The sequence below is a fragment of the Streptosporangium sp. G11 genome (assembly GCF_051192615.1).
Lineage (GTDB): Bacteria > Actinomycetota > Actinomycetes > Streptosporangiales > Streptosporangiaceae > Streptosporangium.
Map to the genome: position 1 here is coordinate 1 of NZ_JBPJUQ010000020.1, position 19,080 is coordinate 19,080.

General features: G+C 70.1%; 14 protein-coding genes. 6 read left to right on the forward strand and 8 right to left on the reverse strand.

From position 1 onward, the window contains the following. Positions 1-104 precede the first annotated feature (104 nt). Positions 105-824 (reverse strand): hypothetical protein, encoded by a 720-nt coding sequence (locus ACSDR0_RS20145; RefSeq protein ID WP_435290385.1) that lies wholly within the window; start codon positions 822-824, stop codon positions 105-107. A 259-nt stretch (positions 825-1,083) separates the two neighbouring features. Between ACSDR0_RS20145 and ACSDR0_RS20150 the strand changes: the two genes are divergently transcribed. Beyond that, positions 1,084-3,135 carry a hypothetical protein gene (locus tag ACSDR0_RS20150; RefSeq protein WP_435290386.1) on the forward strand — a complete coding sequence of 684 codons (2,052 nt, stop codon included), beginning with the start codon at positions 1,084-1,086 and terminating at the stop codon, positions 3,133-3,135. Position 3,136: 1 nt separating this feature from the next. Here the strand turns inward: ACSDR0_RS20150 and ACSDR0_RS20155 are convergent, their stop codons facing one another. Continuing rightward, positions 3,137-3,451 (reverse strand): hypothetical protein, encoded by a 315-nt coding sequence (locus tag ACSDR0_RS20155; RefSeq protein WP_435290387.1) that lies wholly within the window; start codon positions 3,449-3,451, stop codon positions 3,137-3,139. A 211-nt stretch (positions 3,452-3,662) separates the two neighbouring features. Here ACSDR0_RS20155 and ACSDR0_RS20160 point away from each other — a divergent pair, with 211 nt between their 5' ends. The 3 genes from ACSDR0_RS20160 (at position 3,663) to ACSDR0_RS20170 (ending at position 6,615) form a co-directional block, all read left to right on the forward strand. After that, on the forward strand, positions 3,663-3,953 hold the full coding sequence (locus ACSDR0_RS20160) for a hypothetical protein (protein ID WP_435290388.1): 291 nt from the start codon (positions 3,663-3,665) through the stop codon (positions 3,951-3,953). Between the two features lie 63 nt (positions 3,954-4,016). Further along, positions 4,017-4,139: a hypothetical protein gene (locus tag ACSDR0_RS20165; RefSeq protein ID WP_435290500.1), complete on the forward strand. Its 123-nt coding sequence runs from the start codon at positions 4,017-4,019 to the stop codon at positions 4,137-4,139. Between the two features lie 334 nt (positions 4,140-4,473). Beyond that, complete coding sequence (locus tag ACSDR0_RS20170; RefSeq protein WP_435290389.1) at positions 4,474-6,615, forward strand: hypothetical protein; 2,142 nt, start codon at positions 4,474-4,476, stop codon at positions 6,613-6,615. A 310-nt stretch (positions 6,616-6,925) separates the two neighbouring features. Here ACSDR0_RS20170 and ACSDR0_RS20175 read toward each other — a convergent pair whose 3' ends face one another. Further along, the gene (locus ACSDR0_RS20175; protein WP_435290390.1) at positions 6,926-8,827 is read right to left on the reverse strand and encodes a LamG-like jellyroll fold domain-containing protein; all 1,902 of its coding nucleotides are present in this window, start codon (positions 8,825-8,827) and stop codon (positions 6,926-6,928) included. Positions 8,828-8,983: 156 nt separating this feature from the next. Further along, entirely contained in the window at positions 8,984-10,474 is a 1,491-nt protein-coding gene (locus ACSDR0_RS20180; protein WP_435290391.1) for a serine/threonine-protein kinase, read from the reverse strand. 346 nt (positions 10,475-10,820) lie between these two features. Here ACSDR0_RS20180 and ACSDR0_RS20185 point away from each other — a divergent pair, with 346 nt between their 5' ends. Continuing rightward, positions 10,821-11,792 (forward strand): D-isomer specific 2-hydroxyacid dehydrogenase family protein, encoded by a 972-nt coding sequence (locus ACSDR0_RS20185; RefSeq protein ID WP_435290392.1) that lies wholly within the window; start codon positions 10,821-10,823, stop codon positions 11,790-11,792. A gap of 251 nt (positions 11,793-12,043) precedes the next feature. Further along, positions 12,044-13,933 (forward strand): serine/threonine-protein kinase, encoded by a 1,890-nt coding sequence (locus tag ACSDR0_RS20190; protein ID WP_435290393.1) that lies wholly within the window; start codon positions 12,044-12,046, stop codon positions 13,931-13,933. A 124-nt stretch (positions 13,934-14,057) separates the two neighbouring features. Here ACSDR0_RS20190 and ACSDR0_RS20195 read toward each other — a convergent pair whose 3' ends face one another. The 4 genes from ACSDR0_RS20195 to ACSDR0_RS20210 form a co-directional block, all read right to left on the reverse strand. Next, positions 14,058-15,221: a M20 metallopeptidase family protein gene (locus tag ACSDR0_RS20195; protein ID WP_435290394.1), complete on the reverse strand. Its 1,164-nt coding sequence runs from the start codon at positions 15,219-15,221 to the stop codon at positions 14,058-14,060. Between the two features lie 195 nt (positions 15,222-15,416). Continuing rightward, positions 15,417-16,700 carry an amidohydrolase family protein gene (locus ACSDR0_RS20200; RefSeq protein ID WP_435290395.1) on the reverse strand — a complete coding sequence of 428 codons (1,284 nt, stop codon included), beginning with the start codon at positions 16,698-16,700 and terminating at the stop codon, positions 15,417-15,419. Between the two features lie 83 nt (positions 16,701-16,783). Further along, the gene (locus ACSDR0_RS20205) at positions 16,784-18,070 is read right to left on the reverse strand and encodes an MFS transporter (protein ID WP_435290396.1); all 1,287 of its coding nucleotides are present in this window, start codon (positions 18,068-18,070) and stop codon (positions 16,784-16,786) included. Positions 18,071-18,479: 409 nt separating this feature from the next. Next, positions 18,480-18,950 carry an ATP-binding protein gene (locus ACSDR0_RS20210; protein ID WP_435290397.1) on the reverse strand — a complete coding sequence of 157 codons (471 nt, stop codon included), beginning with the start codon at positions 18,948-18,950 and terminating at the stop codon, positions 18,480-18,482. Positions 18,951-19,080 lie beyond the last annotated feature (130 nt).

Here is a 19,080-nt window from a genome sequence, read left to right on the forward strand (position 1 = left end):
CGGCGTCAGACTGAAAACCGGCCTCGACCAGGCACCAGGCGGACTCGACGTCGGCGGGCAACCACCCCCGATTTTCATGCCCGCAGGGCGTGCGCGCAGCCACATCAAAGACTGAAAAGAAGATCGCCGCCGTAGGGAAGACCGAAGATCATCGGCAGGCCGAGAATTGGGAGCGCCATGCACGCGGCCCCCGACCATACGGTGGCCCTCCCCCAGCGACCGTCCCCGGCCTGGGCGACAAGGGTCAGCAGCATCCAGACCGCCCAGGTCAGCCCATTCAGCTGGACGAGTTCGAAAAGGGTCTCGACCGGCCGGAGACCGAACTCCTCGGACACCCCTTCCCCGATCAAACCCGCCACGCCGAGTGTCCCGACCATGAGCGCGGTGAGTCGCAGGACACGGGAAGCGCCGTCCAGCACCCGGTAGAACAACACCACGAGAGCGAGCTGGCCGACCTCGACGATGACGTACGCCCACCAGGGCAGATCGGGCTCGAACGCGAAGATCAGATTGGCGGCCAGGTTGGCGTAGAGCACCACGCGCAGCCGGCGGACGTGTTTCCCCGGTTCGCCCGTCTCTCCGGCCACCCGCCCGCGCAGGATCTGCCACAGGGCCCAGCCCTGCGCCCCGCCGGCCAGGACCAGGAAGAACAGGTACCACCCCGGGGGCGGCTCCTCCAACCGCGGCTCCTCCCAGTGGAACACGAGCCGCTGGAGGAGGCCGCCGTCGCCGGTGACCAGCGTGACGACAACGGTCACGACGACCGTGGTCAGATATCCGGCCGCGACAAAGGCGGCGGGACGACCGAAACGATGGCGGCGCACGTGCACTTCCCTGGGGAGCGAGAAAAGGGGTCAAATGAGCGAAGCGCCCAACCCTAGCGAGCCACTCCCATGAAGTCGATCTTCCAATGGTCACATGACGAACGAGATGCGGCGTCGGCGATGCACGCTTCCATGACTGTTCGGCCGTCTTTTGACCAACCATCAGAGCCTGGGGTTATCTGTCACGGCGGATGAAAATAACTCATTCTAGAACTAGGGTGAAATAATCAGAAATAGAATGACGGGGAGGGTGAAGTCGATGTCGCCGGGAACGGGACCCACGTCGCCGGACTTCACCGGAATCGACCCCGATCTGATGCGGAGTTTCGTCACCGCGCTGGAACGCGGTCGCGATGTGATCGGCGAGCAGTCCGAGCGGATCCGGCAGCTGCTCGCGGCGGCCGAGGTGTCGGCAGCGGGGCTGGGGCCGATCAGGGAGATCGACGGCTGGGTCGGTGACGAGCTGCCGAAACTGCGCGAACGCCTGGAGACGATCGACCAGGACCTCCCCATGCTGGGAGAGGCGCCCCACATCCCGAAGCAGGGTTCGCTGTGGACCGGCGACCCGCTCCAGGACCCGTTCCGGTGGGGGCTGCTGCCCTACGACGAGAAGACGGGAAAGTCCCCGGCGGGCAACGCCAAGAAGGGTACCGAGCTCGCCGCGGAGTTCAGGCGTCTACATGAGCTCTCCCCCGGCCGGTCCAACGCCGCCTACGACCGGATCCTCGACAAGCTCGCCGACGGGCAGAAGGACGCCTACCTCACCGCCGGGTTCTTCCGGTCCCTCGGCCCCGAGGGCATGCTCAGCATGATCAGCCGCCTGGAGAGATACGACAAGAAGGCGGCCGACAAGCACCGCAAGGTCATGGGCGACGCTCTCGCCACGGCGGTCGGCGCGCAACCGGCCCTCCTCGGCTCCGCCTGGCAGGCTGGCAACCTCAAGAAGGCGCCGGACCACGAGCTGACGTCCCTGCTCCGGCACGGCATGTTCCCCACCGCGTGGCTCACCGAAATAGCACGGAGCAGGGTGGGCAAGCCGGTCGGCGCCGGCGACGGCACCCGCCCCCGGCGTTGGGAGACCGACCTCGCCCCGCTGCTGCCCACCCTGGCCAACAACCCCGACGTGGCCAGGGGCCTGTTCAACGCCATGTCCCGCGAAGCCCTCAGAGACCTGTTCACCGAGCTCAACCGCAAGAGGAGCCCCGAACAGCCCTGGAAGCGGGTGGGGGGCATGGACTTCGACGCCAGCACGGAGTTCGGCCGGATGCTCGCCGCCGGAGGCGGAGCCTACGAGAAGGGCCCACACAGCGCCGAGGCCGCGAAGTTCGCCTTCAACGTCATGACCATCATGGGAGACCTCAAGAACACCGACGGCACCACGGACTCCCCGGCCACCCCGATGGAGGTCGCCCCGAAAGCCAGGATCTTCATGTCGACACTGGCCGGCGCCTACGCCGCCGAGATCACCGAGGGCGCGAACATCGGCGACACGAACATGACCGAGGAGAGCGCGCTGAAGCCCTTCACCTCGGCCTTCGGCACGACGGCGGCGTTCACCCTGAGCCCGAAGGACACTTACCGCTTCCTGAAGACCTTCGCCGACTCCCCAGCGAACCTCGCCCCATTCGAAAAGGGAATGGGCGCCCTCAGCATGAAACTCATCGCCGACGCCTCGGCGACGGCCCGGAGCACCGGCGACGTCAAGCACATGGACCAGGTGTTCACCGCACTGGGCAACGTGCGCGGCTTCGAACTGGCCGCCATCGAGAAGATCCAAGGCACCCTGGACATAGCCGACAAAAAGCAAGCGGACATGATGAAATACCTGCGCGACACCACTATCGGGGTGGCGGGCCTCTTCGCCCCAGCCAAGGCGGCGTCATACTTCTGGACACTTGTGGGCTTCTCCTTCTCCACTTATGACACCGCCGGAGACATCTTCGGCGAAGAGGACGAGACACGGGTGGACTTGGCCGACAAGAAGGACGCCATCGAGACCCTCGGCCGCCAGCACACGTATGCGCAGATCCTCATGGCCAACGGCTTCACTCCGAAAGTGACACCCGCGGAGTGGCAGGAGCTCTGCCCACCCGGCGTGGCCATCGCCGACGTCAAGGGCAACCTTAAACCGTTCTCCGAATTGATCAAGCAGGGCAACAAGGGACTTGAAGCCTTCGAGAAGTGGGCAGCCGCCAACGGGATGGGGAGCAACGATGAACTCTCGCTAGGACGGCTGTCCAGTCAAATGGCAAACCAGTTCGAGAGCCTCAACAAGCGAGGGAGGGAACGAGGCCTGGCCTTCGACAGTTAGCTCAGGAGTTCGGGAGGCACTCGGTCTCGCCCCTGACCTCGTAGTTCCCGTTGCCTGGCGACTCCAAAATGATCATTGTCTTGTATTCGTCGTTGGCGAGCCGGATAGGGGCGTTGCCTCTGTCTTCGGAAATTCGATAGGAAGCCACTCCAGAAAGTGCCCCAAGCAGGAGATTGTTGAGACTGTCCGGCCCACGTTCCTCCGCCGGATCCTTACCGACGGCCGCGAAGGTTCGCTTGGCCTTGCCCTCCCCGCAGGGCATGTCGCGTCCACCCGGATCGGTGATACGGACATTCAAAGCGTGACTCTGCTTCATCAGCTCAATTATGTGCGCTTTAAGGGTCTCGCCCGCTTCGGCTGCCGTGGGACCACTGTCCCCGCACCCGGACACCGCCAGCAGTACCACGCAAACCAGGACGCCGCACCGCACAAAACGTGTCATGCATTCCTCCAGGCCTGGCCGAGGTGCCGTAGATCCAATAATGTCCAATAGTCCGCCTGATGTATCGGCATCCGAAGAGGGATATATGAATCCTCGCCCGGAGGATCTGGTGCCCAACCCGCGGCGTCAGGTGCTGGAACAGACATTGGCGGAGGTCAGGGCGCGGGTCGCCATCCTTGAGGCCGCGCTCGACCCGGCCCACGGCCAGTTCACCGGTCAGCCGGTGTGGGTGGGGCCGAAGGCCCGGACGTTCACCGAAGATCTCACCGCCCGCCGCACCCGACTGCGCCAGGCGGCCAGGGCACTCGTCGACGCGCTCGAAGAGGAGATCCGGTCCGCCCCAGCGAAGGTTCCGCCTTCCGCCGCGCGGCATTGAGTGGCCGGAGTTCAAGGCGCTTAGGGGCCGCGACGCGATGGGGACGGCGGCGGGCCGGCCGGGCTGAGCGCCGCCCGCGAGCTCGCGCCGAGGGGCGACGGCGAAGTGCTCGTCCTCGATGAGGAGAGTACGGCCGGAGGCGTCCCCGGCACAGTGACCATCCCGGTTACGGGATCAGGGACATGAGACGCCTCCTGAGCGGTCCCGCCTATGCCGCCCCGGATGGCCACTGAGCGGCGATCTCACGGAAAGACCGCGACACCACGTCAACACGTCGTCACACTGAGGTACGACAAAGTCGGCCGATTGCGGCAGCACATCTGACCCATGAACCCGATTTATGTCTAATACAGCTTAATCGCGCACTAAAACAGCATTTATGGTTCGCGAAGTGCGCTCACCGAAACCGGCGGAGCCTGGCTGACATCCAACCCCGTACGACTGGCGTCCCTTTATCGGACATGAGCCGTACATCCCCCAGGTTGATGACATATGAGGTGTCGTGACTATGGCGTCGAACGTGACGCGGTTATATCAGGCAGTGCTGCGCGACCCGGCCGCCCCCATCTCGATCCGGCTGCGCCGCACCTTCTCGGAATGGGTCGTGCGGAAGGGGTTCCCGCCCCCGGGTGCCGCGCGGGCGATGGTCGAGGCCGAGGCGGGCCAGGCACGGCTCACGATGGAACGGCGCGGCGACTGCGGCCGCTACACGCTGGACGAGCCGTACGGGGAAGGGCGCCTGCGGACCCGGGTGACCTACGCGGAGTCGGTGCCGGGCATGACCGGGTGGGTCATCGTCACCGTGGACCGGCACGAGGGGCGTGAACCGGAACGGCACCGGCGAGAGCCGTACCGGCAGGGAAGGCGCGAGCCGGAACGTCGGGAAAGGCGCGAACCGGCGGTGGTCGGCGTGCCCGGTTTCCTTCCGGCGTACCTGCGCACCGCGCGGATCAGCGACGGCGGCGTCCGCATGGAGGACGGCCCCGTGGTCCTCCACGAGGATGGCATGGACCGGTTCATCCCCGTGATGACCGAGCCCCTCCGGAGGGTGCCGATCCTCGTTCTGTCCGTGGACTCTCAGAACCCGGAGGCGGCGCGGGCCCATGCCGACTATCTGGCCGGCGCGGTCACCGGCGCGAGCCTGGTGGTGCGGCTGGCCGACCTGCGCGCCCAGAACCGGTTCAACAAGGCGATGGGCAAGGAGCTGGGGGTGTTCGGCGGCGGGATCCGCACCTACCTCGCCCCCTTCGATCCCGCCGGGGAACGCCACCCCCGCAGACACCCGCCCATGGGCGTCGCCATGATCCGGGATCAGGGCGACGCCGCCCTCGACCTGATCGCCACCGGAGCGGTCGGTGAGATCGTCCAACGCGAGCTTCCCGAGGACGTCCAGCGGACGCTTCACGTCGTCTACCGCGTACTCGCCGGACGTGCCGACCTGAGTGAGATCGCCGCGGCCGCCGCGCTCCGGCCCGCGAAGACCGACTCCGCCCGTGAGGAACTGCGACGGCGGATGATGGCCATGACCCGGCGCCCCGCGCCCGCCATGCCTGGCAGGACCGGCACGACCGGCACGACCGCCGAGGTCTCCGCCGGGACGCCGAGGCCGGGGCCGAGCTCAAGCGCAGGCGCGGACTCGGGCTCGGGAACAGGCGCAGGATCGGGATCGGGATCGGGGAAGCCGTCCGCCCCCACGGGGAACGGGAATCCGGAGAAGGCCGGGAAGGCCGAGGAGACCGTCTCCGGGGGTGGTGCCCCGGCGTCCGGCGGGGAGGAGATCGCCCAGGTGGTGGCGGACATGGTGGTCAAGGAACTGCGCGGGGAGCTGGAGACGGCGCTGGGGCTCGCCACGTCGTCGCAGGCCACCGGCGGCGACTCCGCCAGGGTGCTCCGCGAGCTCCGCACGCTCGGCGCGCACCTTTCCGGCCTGCGCGACGTCGTCGCGGAACGGCGTGGCGACGAGCCCTTCGCAGAGGACGGGAGCGACCGGCCCGCCGCCGGGATCAGGAGCCTCCGTGAGGAGCACCGGCTGCTCACCGAGGAGTACGCCGAGGCCGTCACGAGTGTCAGGAAGCTCACCGAGCGGGTCCGCTGGCTGGAGGGCAGGCTCGCCGAGGCGGGCCAGCCGGTGTACGGCGTGACCGGGGAGACTCCCGTCTTCGAGCCCGCGAGCCTGAGCGAGGTCCTGGCCGAGGCCCGCCAGAGCCTGCGCCACATCGTCGTCGGCGACACCGACGGCGCCGCCGCCCGGCTGGACCTGGACCACCCGGCCCATTCACGTACGTGGGCGGCGAAGGCATGGGACTCCCTGCGCGCCCTGGAGGACTTCGCGAGGGCGCGGTCTGGCGGGGAGTTCGCGGGAGGCTTCTACGAGTGGTGCGCCCAGGGCTCTCCCGGCCGCCTCACCATCCCCACCGGGATGCTGTCCATGCGCGAGTCGAAGAGCGTGGTCACCCGTGCCAAGTTCAGCGACCGCCGGACCTTCGCCGTCCCGCCCGAGGTGAACCCCGGCGGGCAGGTCCTGATGGAGTCCCACGTCAAGCTTCGGCCCGTAGGCTACCCCGCGCCCCGGATGTACTTCCACGACGACTCCGGCGGCGCCACCGGCAAGGTCTGGATCGGCTACCTGGGCGAGCACCTCCCCAACACCCGTACGAACTGATCGGCGATGGGCGGGACCGCCTCTCATGGGCGCCGTGTCAGGCTTCCAGGATCAGAGCGTGCCGGACCTCCCGGGCAGGAGGAGGAGCGACGAGACCCGAACCCGGCGGGACGCGGGGACAGGCCTCGCCGCTCCTCCCGATTCATGAGCCACTCCTCCCGATTCACGCGATGTGAACGATCGACCGCGACGGTCACGGCCCGGCCCGCTTCCGGTGGACGACGACTCCCCTGAATTCGATCGTTCCCGCCGCCGTCTCCGTACCGGTACGGTCCGCGGTGGGCGCGCGGACCGTACCTTGCCCCCCTCGTCAGGGAACCGGTGTCTCCATGAGGGTCCTGATCTGGGCCGGGCTGAGGGCGGCGGTATAGGCCCTGACCTCGTCGACCTTGCCGATGAAGGGGTCGACAGTCGGACCCGCGATCCCGAAGCTTGCCACGTCGTCGGACGGGGAGAAAGACGACCCCCTCCGCATTTCCAACTCCCCGTTGATGTAAAGGGCGAAGGTGCCCTTCTCGAAGGTGACCGCCAGATGGCTCCAGACCCCGACGGGCAGGGTGCGGTAGCTCGACAGCCTGGACCCGTAACTCGACGTGCCGTCGAAAGCCACGATGGAGGGACCCGGTGGGCCCCCGTCGGACGTGAACACCCTGAAGTCGGTTTTCGCGTTCGTCCACTTGAAGAGCATCGGGCGCGTCCCGGTCTCCTGGGAGGGGTTGACCCAGGCGGAGACGGTCATGCCCTCGGTCATTTTCAGTGACGTGGACGGCAGCGTGGAGATCCAGCCATCGCCATCATCGGAGAACCGCACGGACGTGCCGAACCTGCCGTCCGCCCAGGTGGTGTCGTAGGCCGTGCCGTCGTTGCCCCTCCCCGAGCCGTCCCGCACGGTCGTGCCGGTGCCCTCGTTCATGCCGTAGGCGAGGGCCAGGGTCTGCGACAGGTCGGGCTCGGGACGGGTCGTCACCACCGCCTCCTGCGACGGTGCGCTGCGCTGACCGACCCGGTCCACCATGATGATCCGGTAGTAGTACGTGTCGGCCGCCGGCACGGGGTCCAGATGCTCCCACCACGAGGGCTCGGGAACCGTGGCGACCAGGGTCGTGGCCGACGGGGTGAAGCCGGAGACCGTCGACCGGTGGACCTCCGAGGCGCTGAATCCACGGTCGTCGGAGGCGCCGTCCCACCACACGGCCGCCGACCCGCCGTGGCCGAGGGTCGAGACCGACGAGGGCGGGGTGGGCGGGTTGTCGGGCTCCATCACCTGGGCGGACACCGGCTCGGACAGCGGCCCGAGCTGGCCCGAGGTGTCGATCGCGGCCACGCGGTAGTGGTACGTGCCGCGAGATTGGAGAACATCCGCGTAGGAGGTGGAGGTCACGGTGCCCAGCAGGGTCGAGGCCGAGGGCGTGAAGTTCGCCGCCGTGGATCTGTGGACCTGATAGCCGGTGATCCCGGCGTCGTCGGTGCTCGCCTGCCAGGAGAGCCCGGCCCTGCCGTACCCGGGGACGACGGCCAGGCCCTCCAGCGCGGTCGGCGGGCTGTTCGGAGCCCCGCCGGTCACCGGTGTGGTCATGTCGGCGTTGATCTGGGCCTCGCTGAGCGCCGTGTCGTAGATCCTCACCTCGTCCACGAGACCTCCCCATTGGGAGACGGCGAACGCGGAGGCGGTCACCGTGATGGCGCCCTGAACCGGCTTGGAGGCCACCATCGCGCCGTTGACGTAGAGGCGCAGGGTCTGGCCGTCATAGGTGGTGGCGAGATGGCTCCAGGTGTACGCGGGCAGCCTGGGCCCGGAGACCTGGGTGGTGGCCGGGGTCTGAACGGACCCCCTGGAGGCCGCGAGGTTGTACGGGGTGCCCTTGCCGACGATCACGTTCGAGTTTCCCCCGGCCATGGGATTGACCCAGGCCTCCACCGTCATCGCCGAAGTGAGGCGCAGGGACGGGACGTCGTTCGCGATCACTCTGCTCGCGGTGGCGGTCAGTGCGATGGCCTTGCCGTACTTCCCGTCCGTCCATGTGGTGCGGGTGGCGGTGCCGGTGTTGCCGTGACCCGACGCGTCGGCGACGACGGTGCCGGTGCCCTCGTCCATGCCGTAGGCGAGCACCGGAACGGGCTCGTCCGCGGCGGCCGCCGGGGGAGCCGTCAACAGTGTCGCGCCGAGCAGCAGTCCCGCGCACGCGGCGAGACCACCTCCGTAATTCCTCAATGTCACTCCCCGTAAAAGAATCCCCCGATTCCCGTACGGACATTATGCGTTGCCGATCAAAGATCCGCGCGGCCTTAATCGTCGAAAGTCCGCGCCATTCGATTCCGTGAGCCTTTTCCACGCATCGTCGCAGGACATTTCCGGTCGGCGCGGCCGTCAGCGATCGGTGAGTCCCTGAAGGATCGCGCGGACCTTTCCTGCGTTGTGGTGGTACGGGCCGTACCTGCGTTCGAGGTCCGGCAGCAGCTCGCCCAGCACTCGTTTGGCCCGTCCCCTGTTGCCCGCGTCGAGTTCCACCATCCCGATCTGGCTCCGGAGTTCGAGGATCCGTTCCTCGTCCGCGCCGAACCGTTTCTCGTCGGCCAGGAGTCGCCGGAGCTGGGCCAGGGCGAGGTTCGTCTCCCCGATCGCCGCGTGACACCCCGCCTCCATCAACCGGCATCGCAGGGCGAGGTTGTTGTCCGGCCCCTCGACCTTGGCGACGTCGGCCGCCAGCCGATGGAACTCGGGCGCCGCCCGGCGGTAGTCACCGCCGAGGAAGAGGGCCTCGGCGAGCTCGATCCGCAGGTCGACCACGGCGGAGCTCGTCGAGCCGAAGGAGCCGGCGGCGGGCCCGACCACCTCCGCGAGAAGGTCCGCCGCCTGGCCGAAACGGGCCTCCGCCTTGAGAAGGTCGGCCTCCCTGCGGGCGCGCTCGATGTCGGCGCGCTCGATCTGCGCCAGTCCCCCGGCGCGCCTGATCCGCGTCGGCCGTACCGGATGGGCGGGCCGCCGGTCGTCGGCCGGCTGGGAGGGGATGCGTCCGAGGACGGTGGCGTACATGCGCACCGGGTGGGGTGTGTCCAGGTTGACGTAGCCGGGAAAGGGCGGCAGCTCGCGGCAGAAGTCGAGCAGCCGCTCGTAGACGACGTCCGCGCTCGCCGGCCGCTTCTCGGGCGCCTTGGCGAGCAGCCACAGGACGAGACGCTCCAGCCCTTCGGGCACCTCCTGCCTTCTCGCGCGCAGCGGCCGGGGGGCCACGTCGGTGTGGTTGCGCATCGAGGCCAGCGCCGTGGGCGCGGCGAACTGGTTCTTCCCGGCGAGCATCTCGTCCAGGATCACGCCGAGGGAGTACAGGTCGCTGCGCGGCCCCGCGGTCCCGGTCAAGGCCTGCTCCGGTGCCATGTACGCCGGTGTGCCGAGCACCTCGCCCGTCCTCGTGAGGTTCGTCGCGTCCGTGGAGGCGAGCGCGGCGGCGATGCCGAAGTCGAGGACCTTGACCGTGCCGTCGGGGCAGAGCATCAGGTTGTCCGGCTTGAGGTCGCGGTGGACCAGCGAGTTGGCGTGGGCCACGGTCAGGACCGAGCACACCTGGGCGGCGATCGCCACGGCCCAGGCCACGGGCACCCGCGTCTCGTCGAGCAGTGCCGAGACGGAACACCCCCTGACGAGTTGCATGACCATGTAGAGGTCGTCACCGTGCGGCCCGCAGTCGTAGATGGTCGGCACCCCCGGATGTTCCAGCCGGGCGGTGATCCGCGACTCGCGGACGAAACGTTTGGCCAGTTCCTCGTCCCGGCGGCCATCGGGAAACCTCTCGGTTTTGATGAATTTGATGGCGATCTGCCGGTCGAGGCGGTTGTCGTAGCCGAACCAGACCTCTCCCATTCCGCCGGAACGACGCGACAAAGGATCCAACTCGTAACGGCCACCGATGATCGTTCCTCTGTCCAAAACGATGCGCCCTCCAGAAATGCCCGTCTTCCCCAGGAGAAAATCTAGCGCCCTCGGAGTCCCGCCGTCGCGGACGGAAGTCCATGCAGGTCAACGCCCTTCTTTTCGGCCGGTTCCCGCCGGACGAGGTCGTGGAATGCGTCGCGCTCGGCTTTTCATGCGCTCGTGCGATACCGGCTAATTCCGGTGTTACTCACGGGCCGCCGGGAAGTGACCGGCGAGGCGGGATCGCCCTCGGACCGGTGATACGCGGCAGGTGGGCTACGACAGAATGTCGTTCATGGAAGCCCGCATCGCGACAGCCCCCTCCTGGGAGGCGAAGCCGTCCCACGGCCGCCCCGACTCCCCCGATGCCGACCTCGACCGCCTGCGGCTCGGGGTCGAGGAGGCCGTGTCCCGCGGCGGCGGTGCCAACGTCCCGCTCGCCGAGGCCAACGGCCTGGTGTGGCTCATCCCCGGCGAGCCGGAGCTGCTCGGGTCGACGCTGGAGGCCCACCCCCGGATCGAGTGGGTGCAGTTCCCCTGGGCGGGGGTGGAGAAGTTCGCGACATCCGGCGTGTTCGACCGCCCCGGGGTCTTCAGCTGCGCCAAGGGGTCGTTCGCCGGGCAGGTCGCCGAGCACGCGCTCATGCTGATGCTGGCCTGCCTGCGCAACCTCTCCCGCCAGGCGCGGACGCCCGGCTGGTGTCCGGCGGCCCCCCGGTCGCTGCACGGCCAGAGGGTCACGATCCTCGGTGGCGGCGGCATCGCCACCGAGCTCGTCCGCCTCCTGCGGCCGTTCGAGTGCCGGATCCGGGTGATCCGTCGCCGTCCCGAGAAGGTCGAGGGCAGCGACGAGACGCTGCCGCCCTCGGCTCTGCCCGCCGTGCTTCCCGAGACCGACCTCCTGGTGCTGGCCCTCGCCCTGACGCCGGAGACGAGGCACGTCGTCGGCGCCGCCGAACTGGCGCTGCTGCCGCCGCACGCCGTCGTCGTCAACGTCGCCCGCGGCGCGCACATCGAGACCGGCGCGCTCGTCGAGGCCCTCGACGCGGGAACGATCTCCGCCGCCGGCCTGGACGTGACGGACCCCGAGCCGCTCCCCGACGGGCACCCCCTGTGGGCCGACCCCCGGGTGCTCATCACCTCGCACTGCGCCGACTCCGCCGAGTACGTCGCGCGGATGTTCTGCGAGCGGGTCGAGCGCAACGTGGGCAACCTGCGCGCGGGCCGCCCGCTGGAGGGAGTGATCGACCCCGTCGCGGGATACTGACCGCCCCCCGCACCCCCGGACGGCCCGCGCCTCCGGTCCGCCGAGGGCACGGGACCGACATGTCGATGGGGTCGCGGTGACGGGACCGGGTGTCGCCGGTGGCGTTAGAGGCGCGGGTCGTACGAGGTCGTACGGGATCTTCTCGCAGAGCGTGCCCGGCAGGAAGCCCGGCGTCGTACGGGGCCGTGCGGGGTGGCGTCGCGGTGGATCGGCGGTGGATCGATGATGGGGAAACCGGTAGGTTCGCCCGCATGCCGGAAGATCCCTCGCACGTTCCGGAAGACCCGTCGCGCGTGCTGGCAGGCCGGTACCGGCTGCTGGCCCCCCTCGGGGAAGGCGGCATGGGCGTCGTCTGGCGAGCCCGGGACGAGCTGCTCCACCAGACCGTGGCGGTCAAGGAGGTCACGCTGCCCGCCCGGCTGACCGCCGAGGACCGCGAGCGGCGGCTGCGGCGAACACTCCGCGAGGCGCGTACGGCGGCCACGCTGAGGGGCCGGCCCGGCGTCGTCACCGTCTACGACGTGGTCGAGGAGGACGGCCGCCCGTGGATCGTCATGGAACTGGTGGAGGGGCCGTCCCTGGCCGAGGTGATCAGGCGTGAGGGGCCGCCGACCGAGGCCAGGGTGGCGGGGATCGGGCTGCGGGTGATCTCCGCGTTGGCCGCGGCGGAGGCGGCGGGGATCGTGCACAGGGACGTCAAGCCCGCCAACATCCTGCTCGGGAGCGACGGGGCCGTGCTGACCGACTTCGGGATCGCGGCGGCCGTCCACGACACCACCGACCTGACCGGTACCGGGCAGTTGCTGGGCACGATCCCCTACCTCGCACCCGAGCAGCTCGGCGGGGAGCGCGCCTCGGCCGCGTCCGACCTGTGGGCGACGGGCGTGACGCTGTACGAGGCGGTGGAGGGGCGCAGGCCGTTCGACCGGGAGAGCCCGGTGGCCACGATCGCGGCGATCGTCAACCGGCCGCCCGCGCCCACCCGGTACGCGGACCGGCTCCTTCCCGTGATCGAGGGCCTGCTCAGGAAGGATCCCGCCGAGCGGCTGACGGCCCTCCAGGCCACGGCACTGCTCGCGCCGGTGGCCGCCGAGGCCCCGCGGGAACACCCGCGTCCAGGGCGTGCCCCGGGGTCCACCGGCTTTCCGGGGAATCCAGGGTTCACCGGTCCCGCACACGACCCGCGCTCCACCGGCCTCGTACGCGACCCGGAGTCCACCGGCCCCGTACGCGACCCGAGCTCCGCCGCCCTACCGGGGAACCCGGACTCCACCGGCCCCGCGGGGAAGCACGTGACAGACCCGGCGCCTCTGGACGGCCGGGTCCCGACCGGCGGCGCCCGGCGGGCGCCGGTCCGGATGGCCGTGGTCGCGGGCTCGGCGCTGGTGGCGGTCGCCGTGGCCGCCGCGGTGATCTGGTGGCCGCACAACGACCTCTCCCAGCAGGGAAGCTCCCGGACGCCCGCCCCCGGCGGAAGCGCGGCAGCCTCCGCCGCCTCCGGCGGAAGCTCCACGGGCTCCGGAGGAGGCCCGACAGCCTCTTCGACGCCCGCTGGAAGTCCGACGGCCTCCGGCGACACCGGTCAGGACCCGACGGCCTCCCCCGGGCAAAACCTGTCAGCCTCCCCCGGCCGGAACCCGCCGCCCTCCCCGGGCGAGAATCCGCTGCCGCGAGGCTTCGCCCTCCACTCCGATCCTCGCGGATTCTCCATCGCCGTACCCCAAGGCTGGAAGAAGGAGGAGTCCGAGCGACAGGTGAGCTGGCAGCGCCCCAGAGACTCCATCCTTTCCCCGTCCTCCTGGTACCTGGGTACCTTCGCGAACCCGGAAAGGAAGGAGACCAGGGACCCGGCGGCCATCCTCGACCAGCTGCGCGACGCGCTCCGGGACGAGATGTTCGCGTCCGGCTCCTATCAGGAGTTCGCCCGGCGCCCGGTCTCCGTCGCCGGGGGCAAGGGCGCCGAGCTGGAGTTCGGCTTCGCGCACAAGGACGCGTCGGGCATACCCCATCGTCTCTACGCCCGATGCGTCACCCGTGACTCCGGCGGCACCGGGATGTTCTGGTTCTTCACCCCCGCCGGGCAGTGGGCGGAGGCCGGCGGGCACGTCGACACGTTCGTGGACACCTTCCGGCTCAACTGAGCGTGCCCCGCGAGGACTCGTCCGCCGTCCGTACCCCCCCGCGCGAGCCCCGCCCTCCCCACGCCACCGGCCGTCACGCCCTCGGCATCGCCGGTGGATCAGGCCCGATGCCTGGAACGCCCGCTCAAACACCCGCGCCGATCACCCGCGCGGCGGCGAGATAGGCGGCGAGCAGGCTCTCGGCGACCGCCGTCACGGTCTCGTCTCCGGGCAGGAAGTACGGGCTGTGCAGCCCCGACGCCGTGTCGGTGCCCACGAACAGCATCAGCGACGGTACGACCGACGCGAAGTGGGCGAAGTCATCGGCACCGCAGGAGCGCAGCGTGGCGGGCATGTGGTGGGCGTTGTCGACGAGGATGCAGCCGGTCTCCTCGGCGAGGCGGGCATCGTTGACGAGTACCGGCTCCCCGTGCGTGATCCGCACCTCCGCCTCGCAGCCGTAGACGCGGGCGACGCCCTCGGCGATCTCGCGGAAGCGGTGGTGCAACTGGTGGCGCCAGGACTCCGACATCGTCCGCAGGGTGCCGCGGGCGGCGGCCTGCCCCGGGATCGCGTTGGGGGCGCTGCCGGCCGACACCGTCCCGAAGGTGACCACGGTCGGCGTCATCGGGTCGGCGTCGCGGCTGACGAGCTGCTGCGCGGCCACGATGATCTGGGCGAGGGCCAGAACCGAATCGCGCGACAGGTGGGGATAGGCCGCGTGCCCGCCCTGGCCCCGAACCGTGACGGTGAACTCGTCGGAGGAGGCGTTGACCGCGCCGGGAGTGCAGGCCGTCTCACCGGCGCCGAGCACCGGCTGGACGTGTGCCGCGATCATCGCGCCGACATGGTTCCTGCGGAGCGCGCCCGATTCGACGATGTCGCGGGCACCTGAGGGGTGGGTCTCCTCGCGCGGCTGCAGCACCGCGACCATCGGCGCCGGTGCCCGTACGCGGTCGACCGCCCTGGTCAGCGCGACCAGGGCCGCGAGGTGCACGTCGTGGCCGCAGGCGTGCATGGCGCCGTTGCGCGATGCCCAGGGCACGTCCGTCTCCTCGGGGATCGGCAGGGCGTCCAGTTCCCCGCGCACCCCGACGGCCAGGCCCTCGCCGCCGACGCGAAGGAGCGCGCCGGTCCCGGCCACCCGCTCCGTCGCGCTGCCCTCGGGCAGCGCGTCCAGCACGCGCTTGAGCGTCGGCTCCTCCTTTCCCGACACGCACGGCTCGGCGTGCAGCTCCCGTCGCAGCTGGAAGGCCGCGGGCAGCTCGGCGTGGAGAGCGGCGCGGAGCCGCTCGTGGATCTCGTTCATCGCCTCTCCCCGAGCCGGTGGGCGTCGTGGTTGACGCTCACGCGTCCCCCTCGGCGAGTGCGCGGACGTGAGTGCCGATCATGGATCTCCCCCTGACTGTGCGTGGTGCCGTTCTCGTTGTGCATGGGTGACATGGGCGCCGTTCTCGTCGTACGTGGTGTCGTCCTTCTCGCCGGCCTCGGGCCGGTCACCCGGTTACCCGGTCTCTCCGAGGCCGTAGACGCGGCGGGCGTTCCGCGCGCCGATCATGGTGGCGACCCGGACCGCCTGCGGCTCGCTCCACTCGCCGTCCGCGACGAACCCCCCGAGGACGCGGGTCATCGCGCGCCGCCAGAGCAGGGCGCCCAGGTGGTGAAGCTCCGCGGGCCCCCAGGCGTCCGAGGAGAAGAGGATCTTGGCGAACGGCGCCAGTTCCAGGCTCTCGGCCACGACGGCCACGCTGCGCGCCCCGGTGTGGTTCACGGCCAGCCCGACGTCGAAGTGGACGTGCGGGTAGGCCTGGGCGAGGTAACCGGCGTTGCGGTGGTACGGGTAGCAGTGCAGGAGGATCAGTGGCAGGCCCCTGGGCTCGGCGAGCTCGATGAGGCCGCGCAGCAGCAGGGGATCGGACCGGCTCAGGTCGATGTCGGGGTCGCCGTACCCGATGTGGAACTGGAGCGGCAGCCCGCGCTCGACGCCCGCCCAGATGAGGTGGCGCAGCAGCACCGGGTCGTCGACGCGGACGGTCCCGGTCCGCTCGGATTCCCGCAGCCAGCGTCCGGCCGCCGCCACCACCTCGGCCGGAGCGGGCGGGGCGGGGTCGAAGTCGAGCCCGTACCGGTAGGCGGCGACGCTCTTCAGGCCGCGCGCCGCACGGGTACGCTCCCACAGGGCCGCCTCGAAGCGGGCGGCGAACCCGGAGGCGTCCGTTCCCTCCGCGGCGACCCCCTCGGCGACCGACTCCAGCCGGACGACCTCCTCGACGGGCCGCCCCGCGAGGGCCGCCATCGGCGCGGGACCGAGGATCTCCTCGCCCCCGTAGCCGGTCTCCAGGAGGAAGTGATCGACCCCGGCGGCGGCCAGCAGGCGCCGGTTCGCCTCCGCGGCCCCGAGCTCCGCGCGGCGGGCGAGGTAGGTCTCCGGGTCCGGGTGGGGGTCGAGACCGAGGACGGGCGCGCAGTGCCGCAGGACGGCGAAACCGAGCTGCGAGTCGAACTGGGTCATCCAGGCGGGCACCGGCCGGTCGGACTCGGTGATCAGCTCCTCGAACCGCCTCCGCGACAGGTCGCCGTCCAGGGCACCGTGAACGTGGTGGTCCACCAGCGGTATCGCCCCGATCGCACACTCCAGTGCCCCGGACCCCGTCGTCCCGGCCGCGTGCTCCGGCGACCCGGACTCCGCCGTCCCGGCCGCGTGCCTCGGGGCCCCGGACTCCGTCGTCCCGATCGCATGCTCCAGGGACCCGGCCCTCGCCGGAGAGTCCATGTGTGCCGGGATCATGGTGGAACACTCCTCGAATGTGCGTTGCTGCGATACGAGGTGCCCATGAAAGGGGGATGTCATGCCCCGATGTCCCATCCGGCTCACCCGCCGATCGGACGCTCCACCTCCCCGGGCGCCTCATCGGTCGTCGTGCCCGCGCTCTTCGTCCGGGTGGCGTACGCGAGCGTGAGGGCGACGACGGCGAGAGGGAAGGCGGTGGCGACGAGGAGGCCGGTGCGCAGACCGGAGCCGTCGTCGGGGAGCGCGGCCGACAGGTTCGCCAGGAACCCGTCGGCGGCGGAGGAGGCGTCCGCGGCGGCCCCGGCGATCCAGGGACCGACCGCGCCACCGGCGTCGCCGAAGACGGCCAGCACGCCGAACATGGCCGCGCCGCCGAGGGGGAAGCGGGCCGCGGCGAGGCTGAACGTCCCCGGCCACAGGAGGCTGACGGCCAGGCCGCACACCGCGCAGCCGATGAGGCTGACCACCGGGTTGGACGACAGGCAGACGACGAGATAGCAGACGGTCGCCAGCGCGCCGCACGAGGCCATGGCGGGCACCAGGGGGATCCTCTCCCCCCACAGGCCGTAGACGATGCGGCCGATCCCCATCAGGACCGCGAACAGGCAGGGGCCCGCCAGGTCGCCCCACACCTTGGAGACGCCCAGTCCCTCCTCCGCGAAGAGGGAGGACCACTGCGACATGGTCAGCTCGGCCGCGCCCGCGCAGAGCATCAGCACGACGGCGGCGGCGAAGGCGGGAGCCCCGAAGAGCGCCCGCAGGGAGGTGCGGTGCTCGTCGGGCACGGTCGCGGGCAGCGGCACCCTCAAGAAGGCCACCATGTTGACCAGCGGGACGAGCGCCCAGGCGACGGGCAGGACCTGCCAGGCGTCCTGGCCGATCCAGGCCAGCAGCAGCGTGCTGCCCGCCACCACCGCGACCTGACCCCAGCAGTAGAAGGAGTGCAGCAGGCTCATCGCCGCGGCCTTGCCCTCCTGCGGGCTGGGCAGCGCGTCCACGACAGGGCTGACGAGCACCTCCAGCAGGCCGCCGCCGACGGCGTAGACGACGATCGCGACGCACAGACCCAGGTACGGGGAGGGCGACACGGCCGGGGCCACCGCCAGCAGCACCAGTCCCAGCGCCGCCAGGACGTGGGCCAGCACCAGCGGGATGCGGTAACCGGTCCGGTCCACGAACTTCACGGCCACGATGTCGGTGACCAGCTGGGTGGCGAAGTTGAGCAGCACCAGGCGCCCGAGCATTTCCAGCGGCAACTGGTAGCGGGTCTGGAACACGATGAACAGCAGGGGGGCCAGGTTGTTGACGATGGCCTGGGTGACATATCCGGTGTAGCAGGCACGGCGGGTGTGGTCGTACGTCGTCATGGGATGCGTTCTCTCCCTGGGGGGCTGGCCGTCCCGCACACTACGGGGCGGGACGACACGGCGGCACACCCGCCCCCGGCGAGAAGGACCGCCAGGTCACCGGGGTGTCGGGAGATCGGAACACCGGGGTGTGGGGGCATCGGGTGCCGGAAAGCCCCCTCCCGGCGACCGCGACCGCTCCGGCCCTTCCCGTCCACACACTTTCGCGCCCGCCGAACAGCCGAACAGCCGTACGGCCCTGGCCCACGCATCTCTCGCGCCCGCCGAACAGCCAAGCGATCCCGGCTCACGCACTTCTCGGCCCATCGGACAACCAAGCGACCCCGGCTTGCGTCATCCCTCACACCCACCGGACAGCCACGCATCCCCGGGCGGCGCGCGGGACGATCGGGCGGCTCCCGGCGCGCGCCTACTTGAGCTGCAGGACCGGGGCGGCGGCGGAACGGAGGCCGACGGAGGCGGGGAGACCGAGGACGAACCAGACGATCTTGCCTCCGGAGGGGGGATGGACGACCCCCCAATCCTCGGCGAGGGAGTCGACGATCTGGAGGCCCCTGCCGCCGGTCGCCTCCATGTCACGGGCGCAGACGCGGGGAGCTCCCGCCCCGGGGTCGAAGAGCTCGCCGTGGACGAGGTTCCCGCCACCTCGGATCCGCAGCGCGCACGCGGCACCGCCGTACCTGACGGCGTTGGTGACCAGCTCGCTGACGATCAGCATGCAGTCGTCTATGAGATCGTCCGCACCCCATTGGGAGAGCTCCCGGCGGACCATCGAGCGGGCGTCGCGCACGCTCGTGGGGACGGCGGGCAGCAGGCACTCGCCCACGTACTCGTGGGCGGCGTCGAGGGACGCCGCGGATGAGTTGTGCTGGAGAGACACTGCGCCTCCTTCGGGTGGGAGCGCTCCCATGACAAATGTAGAACATTCACCCACTTCTGGGAATCGATTCCTCCTAATTGTTTCCACCGCATGTCGTGAAAGTGAGGATGATTCATTTCATTTCATGACA